Source organism: Rhodococcus sp. O3, assembly GCF_048897285.1.
In the GTDB taxonomy this organism is placed as follows: Bacteria; Actinomycetota; Actinomycetes; order Mycobacteriales; family Mycobacteriaceae; genus Rhodococcus.
Map to the genome: position 1 here is coordinate 1 of NZ_JBMBTE010000190.1, position 6,257 is coordinate 6,257.

Genomic DNA, 6,257 nt, shown 5'->3' on the forward strand with positions numbered 1-6,257 from the left:
AGCGGAACAGGCCCCGAGAGATGCCGAGGGCGCGCACGGCCACGACCGCGACGGTGAGGTCGAGGACGGGAGGCATCTGCCAGGCGCGGATGATGAGCCACGCCGAGAGCCCCGACAGCAGCAGCGCGGCCCCGAGGGTCGCGACACCGGCCGCGACGGCGACGAGGACGCGGCGCGGTTCGAGTTCGAGCAGGGCCATGGCGCGGCGAAGATCGCCCATCGGACGGCCCTGTCGGCCACCCCCCGTTTTTCCGAGCGAATGTACCGTTCGCTCGGTTGAAGGAGACGAAGGATACATTCGCTCGGAAGCTCCGGGTCGAGTGGTCATCGTGCGGTCACCTCCACGACGGTGTCGGCGGCGGCCAGCAGGGTGGGCCGGTGCGCGACGACGACGACGGTCGCGCCGCGATCCGCGCGTTCGCGCAGGGCGGCCAGGACGGTCGCCTCGGTGATGGTGTCGAGGTGCGCGGTGGGTTCGTCGAGCAGCAGCACCGGACGCGGGGACGCGAGGGTGCGGGTCAGCGCGAGACGTTGCCGCTGGCCGAGGGACAGGCCGGTTCCACCGGCTCCGACCCGGGTGTCCCATCCGTCCGGGAGTTCGTCCAGCACTTCGTCGAATCCTGTTGCGGCACAGACATTTACAAGGTCGGGTGAGGTGGCGTCGACGCCGGTGAGCGCGAGATTGTCGGCGAGGGTCCCGGGCAGCAGGACCGGCCGCTGCGGCAGCCAGGCGACCTGCGACCACCAGACGTCGGTGCCGCACACTTCGTCGGCGCCGATCAGGACGCGACCGGAGGAGGGTTCGGCGAGGCCGAGGATCGCGAGCAGCGTGGTGCTCTTGCCGGCGCCGTTGGCGCCGGTGAGCACGGTGATCGTGCCGGGACGGCACACCGCGTCGAGGGCGTGCGGGGCGTAGCCGTCGCGACCCGCGACGGACACGCCGTCGAGCACGAGGTCGCGACCACGGGCGTCGAGTGCGCGACCGGCCACGGGCGCGACGGCGGCCGGAGACGCGGTATCGAGGATCGCGAAAGCCCTTTCCGCCGCGGCCATTCCGTCTTCGGCGGCATGGAACTTGGCGCCCACGGTGCGCAGCGGCAGATACGCCTCGGGCGCGAGGATCAACGCGACGATCCCGGCCTCGAGCGGCATCCCACCGACGACGAGACGCAACCCGATACCGACGGCGACGAGCGCCACCGACAGGGTCGCGAGGAATTCGAGCACCGAACCGGACAGGAACGCGACCCTCAGCGCCGACATGGTGGCACGGCGGTGGTCGTCCCCGAGTTCGCGGACGCGGCCCGCGGGTCCCTTCTCACGACCGAGCGCGCGCAGGGTCGGCAGGCCCGCGAGCAGGTCCAGCAGCTGCGCGGACAGGGTGGTCATCGTGCGCAGCGTGCGGTCGGCGCGACCCTTGGTGAGCAGGCCGATGAGGATCATGAACACCGGGATGAGCGGCAAGGTCACGGCGACGACGATCGCGGAGGTGAGGTCCTGGGTCGCGATGGCGACGAGCACGATCGGGGTGGACACGACCGCGAGCAGCAGCGCCGGCACGTAGCCGGTGAGGTATTCGGTGAGGCCGCCGAGTCCGCGGGTGAGCACAGTGGCGATCTCGTCGCGGCGCGGATCCAGGTCGCGGGGCGGCGTCGCCGCGGCCGCGGCGAGCACCTCGTGTTCGAGTTCGGCGACGACACGGCTCGCGGAACGGTGCGCGTAGCGGCTGCGCACCCAGCTGGTGACGACGCGCACCGCGATCGCCGTGGCGAGCACGATCAGGTCGGTACGCCAGTCCCCGAGGGCGCGGGCGTCGGTGGTGATGACCCCGGCGAGGATCCGGCCGATCATCAACGCGGACACCACGATTGCCGCGACGTCGATGAGCGCGGCGACGACGGACAGGACGAGATATCCGCGGACGGACGCCGAGTAGCGCCACAACCGCGGATCGATCGGGCGACGACGCCCCCGCGCACCGCCGGATTCCGCAGAATCGAGACGGTGCGCGGGGGCCACGTCGGGGGTGGTCACGACCGGCCCGCTCCGATCGGCAGGCCGATCGACTTCGGGATGTGATGGGTCGAGATGCGCTGGCGGAAGACCCAGTACGTCCAGCCCTGGTAGATCAGGACGACCGGGGTGACGAGGACGGCGGCCCACGTCATGATCTTCAGCGTGTACGGGCTCGACGACGCGTTCTCGATCGTCAGCGACCACGCCTCGTTCAGCGTCGACGGCATGACGTTCGGGAACAGCGAGCCGAACAGCAGCACGATCGTGCCCGCGATCGCGACGGTCGTGAACACGAACGCCCAGCCTTCCCGCTCGGCGCGGGTGAGTGCGACCACGGCGAGCAACGCGACCGCGGCGGCCGCCACGAGGATCCAGGTCCAGGTCTTGCCGTAGGCGAGTTGCGTCCACAGCACGAACGCGCCGGCCACGACGACCGTCGGAATCGACAGGCGGTGCGCGAGTTTCACCGCGTCGCCGCGGACCTCGTCACCGGTCTTCAGCGCGAGGAACACCGCGCCGTGCAAGGCGAACACGAGTGCCGTGGTGACACCACCGAGCAGCGCGTACGGGTTCAGCAGCGCGAAGAACCCGCCGACGTACTGCTTGTTCTCGTCGATCGCGACGCCGCGGACGATGTTGGCGAACGCCACACCCCACAGGACGGCCGGCACCCAGGATCCGGCGATGATGCCGAGGTCCCAGCGGCGACGCCAGGTCGGGTCGTCGATCTTGCCGCGGTACTCGATCGCGCAGACCCGCACGATGAGGGCGAGCAGGATCAGCAGCAGCGGCAGGTAGAACCCGGAGAACAACGTCGCGTACCACTCGGGGAACGCCGCGAAGAGCGCCCCGCCGGCGGTGAGCAGCCAGACCTCGTTGCCGTCCCACACCGGCCCGATCGTGTTGAGCAGCACGCGCCGCCGGGTGTCGGCGACCTCGTCCCTGCCCCGTCCGAGGACGGGCATGAGCATGCCGACGCCGAAGTCGAAGCCTTCGAGCACGAAGTATCCGGTGAACAGCACCGCGATGAGGACGAACCAGAGCTCTTGAAGTCCCATGATCGTGCTCTCCTAGTACGCGAAGGACAGTTGCTTGGGCCGGCCGTCGTCGGGTTCGTCGTGCTCGCCCGGCGGGTGCGCGTCGTGCGGCAGGGGCCCTTCGATCGTGTAGCGGCGGATCAGCCAGAACCACACCACGCCCAGGGCGGCGTACACGAGGGTGAACGCGACCAGCGAGGTGATGACGGTGGCGCCGGCGTTGTCGGAGACGCCCTGGTCGACGGTGAGACGGATCATGTCGACACCGGTCGGGTTGGGGTGCACGACCCAGGGCTGGCGTCCCATCTCGGTGAAGATCCAGCCTGCGCTGTTGGCCAGGAACGGGGTCGGGATCGCGAGGATGCTCAGTCGTCCGAACCACTTCTGGTCGGGGACGCGGCCGCCGCGCGTGACCCACAGTCCTGCCAGCGCCAGGGCCAGCGAACCCGCACCGAGCCCGATCATGGCGCGGAACGACCAGTACGTCACGAACAGGTTGGGCCGGTAGTTGCCGGGACCGAACTGCCCCTCGTACTGTTCCTGCAGATCCTGCACACCCTGCAGTTCAACGCCGGAGAAGTTGCCTTCGGCGAGGTAGGACAGGACGAACGGAACCTCGATGAGGTGGGTGACACCGTCGCAGTCGTTGTGCGTGCCGATGGTCAGGACCGAGAAGTTCGGGTCGACCTCGGTGTGGCACAACGATTCCGCGGAGGCCATCTTCATCGGCTGCTGCTCGAACATCAGCTTGGCCTGGACATCGCCGGTGAGGATCACGGCGACGCCGGAGATCATCATCACGAGCATGCCGAGCCGCGCGGCCGGACGGAAGATGCCACGCGCGTCGCCCTCGAGCCGGTCCGCCTCGACGGCGTCGTCGGAGTCCTTGGCGCGCCGCATATTCCGGACCATCCACCAGCCGGCGATGCCCGCGACGAAGGTGCCCGCGGTGAGGAAGGCGCCGGCGACGGCGTGCGGGAACGCGGCCAGGGCGGTGTTGTTGGTCAGGAGCGTCCAGATGCTGGTGAGTTCGGCGCGCCCGGTCTCCGGGTTGTAGACCGCACCGACGGGGTGCTGCATGAACGAGTTCGCGGAGATGATGAAGAACGCCGACGCGTTCACGCCGATCGCGACCAGCCAGATCGTCGCGAGGTGAAGCAGTTTCGGCAACCGGGTCCACCCGAAGATCCACAGGCCGAGGAACGTGGACTCGAGGAAGAACGCGACGAGGCCCTCGAGGGCCAGTGGCGCACCGAAGACGTCACCGACGAACCGGGAGTACTCGCTCCAGTTCATGCCGAACTGGAACTCCTGGACGATGCCGGTGGCGACACCGAGTGCGAAGTTGATGAGGAACAGCTTGCCGAAGAACTTGGTCAGGCGATACCAGTGGTCCTTCTTCGTGACCACCCACATCGTCTGCATGATCGCGATCATCGGCGCGAGGCCGATGGTCAGCGGGACGAGGATGAAGTGATAGACGGTGGTGATGCCGAACTGCCACCGGGACAGGTCCAACACATCCATGGCAACTCCGTGGTGACGCCCAGGAACAATCGCCGAATCCGGGCTGTGGGCTGACACACCCGAATTCAGTGCACAACGTATCGGCCCCGCGACGTGCGCGAGGACGATCCGGTGTTACTACGAACTGTAGTAGCTATTTGCCCCGGATACGGACACGGTGTCCACAAACACAGTCGTCCCGAACGAGGGCCCCGGCTCACCCGGAGGCCCGCGGCGCGTGGTCTCTAGTCGATCGTGTCGACCGCCAGATCGATCAGTTCCTCGACCTCGCGGTCCAGCGCCCGCCGCTCGAGCGGATGCCCGTCGAGGGTATGGACCCGCGCCGCGAGTGCCACACTCGACACCAGCCACACCCCGTCGGCGACGATGAGGTCGGCCGGGCGGAGGGTTTCGTACCGGGCCGCGAAATCGCGTTGTTCCGCGACCTCGAACAGCGCCTGCTGCGTGGTTCCCGGCAGGATCCCCTGCGCCGGGGGCGGGGTCAGCAACGTCCGGCCGCGCGCGATCACCACGGTCGAACGCGGCCCCTCGAGCACGCATCCCTCACTGCTGACGAAGATCACGTCGTCCACGCCCAGGGACTCGGCGTGCCGCAGTGCCGCCATGTTCGTCGCATACGACAGCGTCTTCGCGCCGAGGAGCTGCCACGGCGCCCGCGACGCCAGATCCACCGAGAATCCCCGCTCGAGGGACACCACCGACACGCCGTCGCGCCGCGCCACCTCGATCCGCTCCGCGACCGGGGTGACCAGCAGGAAGGCGGTCGGACCGCCGCCGGTCTCGCGGCCCCGGGTGTACACCAGCCGCAGCGCGCCCTCGCGGTCCTTGCCCCACTGTTCGACGGCCAGGTCGATCGCCAGCCGCCAGTCGTCGCGATCCGGTTCGGGCAGGCCCGCCGCCTCGGCGGACGCCGCCAACCGGGCCAGGTGCCGATCAACGGTCCGTGCCCGCCCCTCCCGCACCAGCAATGTCTCGAAGACGCCGTCCCCCCGCAGCACACCGAAATCGTCGGCATGGAGCAGCGGCGCATCCGCGTCCCGCACCTCGCCGTCCAGCGTCACCAGCACCCGATCAGCCATGGCGCCCACCCTATCCATTGGCGGTCCACGACCTCGTTCCCCATAGACTGGTGTCGTGGCCGAGTTTCCGATCGTGACCGAAAGCCCACTGCTCGCGCTCCCCGACGCCGTCGCCGCCCCCGCAGGCACACCCGATGCCGGACTTCCCTGGCACCACGGCGATCCCCTCGGTGAACAGCGCGCCGCGACGCTCGGAGCGGCGGTGATCGACCGGTCGACGCGGTTCGTCATCGCGATCTCCGGCGAGGAACGGCTCTCGTGGCTGCACACGATCTCGAGCCAGCACGTCGCGGCGCTGCCGGACGGCACCTCCGCCGAGAACCTGAGCCTGGACGCCAACGGACGCATCGAACACCACTTCGTGCAGACCGACCTCGACGGTGTCACATGGATCGACACCGAACCCGCGCGCGGACCCGACCTGCTGGCGTTCCTCACCAAGATGGTCTTCTGGGCCAAGGCCGAACCCCGCGACGGGAACGAACTGGCGGTGCTGAGCCTGCTCGGCCCGGAGTCCGGCGACCCGCGCATCCTCACCGCGCTCGGCATCGAGGCGCTGCCGGCCCGGCCGTACGAGGCGGTCGCGCTGCCCGGCGGT

At 69.2% G+C, this 6,257-nt stretch carries 4 protein-coding genes and 2 pseudogenes; 1 reads left to right on the top strand and 5 read right to left on the bottom strand.

What is annotated here, in order from left to right; all coding sequences use genetic code 11:
• From ACN675_RS26980 to ACN675_RS27000, 5 genes and pseudogenes are all read right to left on the bottom strand, one after another.
• A pseudogene (locus ACN675_RS26980) lies at positions 1 to 220 on the bottom strand (ABC transporter ATP-binding protein); the annotation flags it as partial.
• Between the two features lie 104 nt (positions 221 to 324).
• Positions 325 to 2,019, bottom strand: coding sequence for a thiol reductant ABC exporter subunit CydD (cydD, locus tag ACN675_RS26985; RefSeq protein WP_420753745.1), 1,695 nt, complete (start codon positions 2,017 to 2,019; stop codon positions 325 to 327).
• Positions 2,020 to 2,030: 11 nt separating this feature from the next.
• On the bottom strand, positions 2,031 to 3,074 hold the full coding sequence (gene cydB / locus ACN675_RS26990; protein ID WP_420753742.1) for a cytochrome d ubiquinol oxidase subunit II: 1,044 nt from the start codon (positions 3,072 to 3,074) through the stop codon (positions 2,031 to 2,033).
• A gap of 12 nt (positions 3,075 to 3,086) precedes the next feature.
• Positions 3,087 to 4,580 carry a cytochrome ubiquinol oxidase subunit I gene (locus tag ACN675_RS26995; RefSeq protein WP_420753743.1) on the bottom strand — a complete coding sequence of 498 codons (1,494 nt, stop codon included), beginning with the start codon at positions 4,578 to 4,580 and terminating at the stop codon, positions 3,087 to 3,089.
• A 224-nt stretch (positions 4,581 to 4,804) separates the two neighbouring features.
• On the bottom strand, positions 4,805 to 5,659 hold the full coding sequence (locus tag ACN675_RS27000) for an aminodeoxychorismate lyase (RefSeq protein WP_420753744.1): 855 nt from the start codon (positions 5,657 to 5,659) through the stop codon (positions 4,805 to 4,807).
• Between the two features lie 55 nt (positions 5,660 to 5,714).
• On the opposite strand from ACN675_RS27000, the pseudogene ACN675_RS27005 reads away from it, so the two are divergent.
• Positions 5,715 to 6,257: pseudogene (locus tag ACN675_RS27005) on the top strand (folate-binding protein); the annotation flags it as partial.

Bases quoted from the DNA above. Each gene is read 5' to 3' on its own strand.
- ACN675_RS27000 (WP_420753744.1), bottom strand. From the start codon at position 5,659: ATGGCTGATCGGGTGCTGGTGACGCTGGACGGCGAGGTGCGGGACGCG.
- ACN675_RS26995 (WP_420753743.1), bottom strand. From the start codon at position 4,580: ATGGATGTGTTGGACCTGTCCCGGTGGCAGTTCGGCATCACCACCGTC.
- cydB (WP_420753742.1), bottom strand. From the start codon at position 3,074: ATGGGACTTCAAGAGCTCTGGTTCGTCCTCATCGCGGTGCTGTTCACC.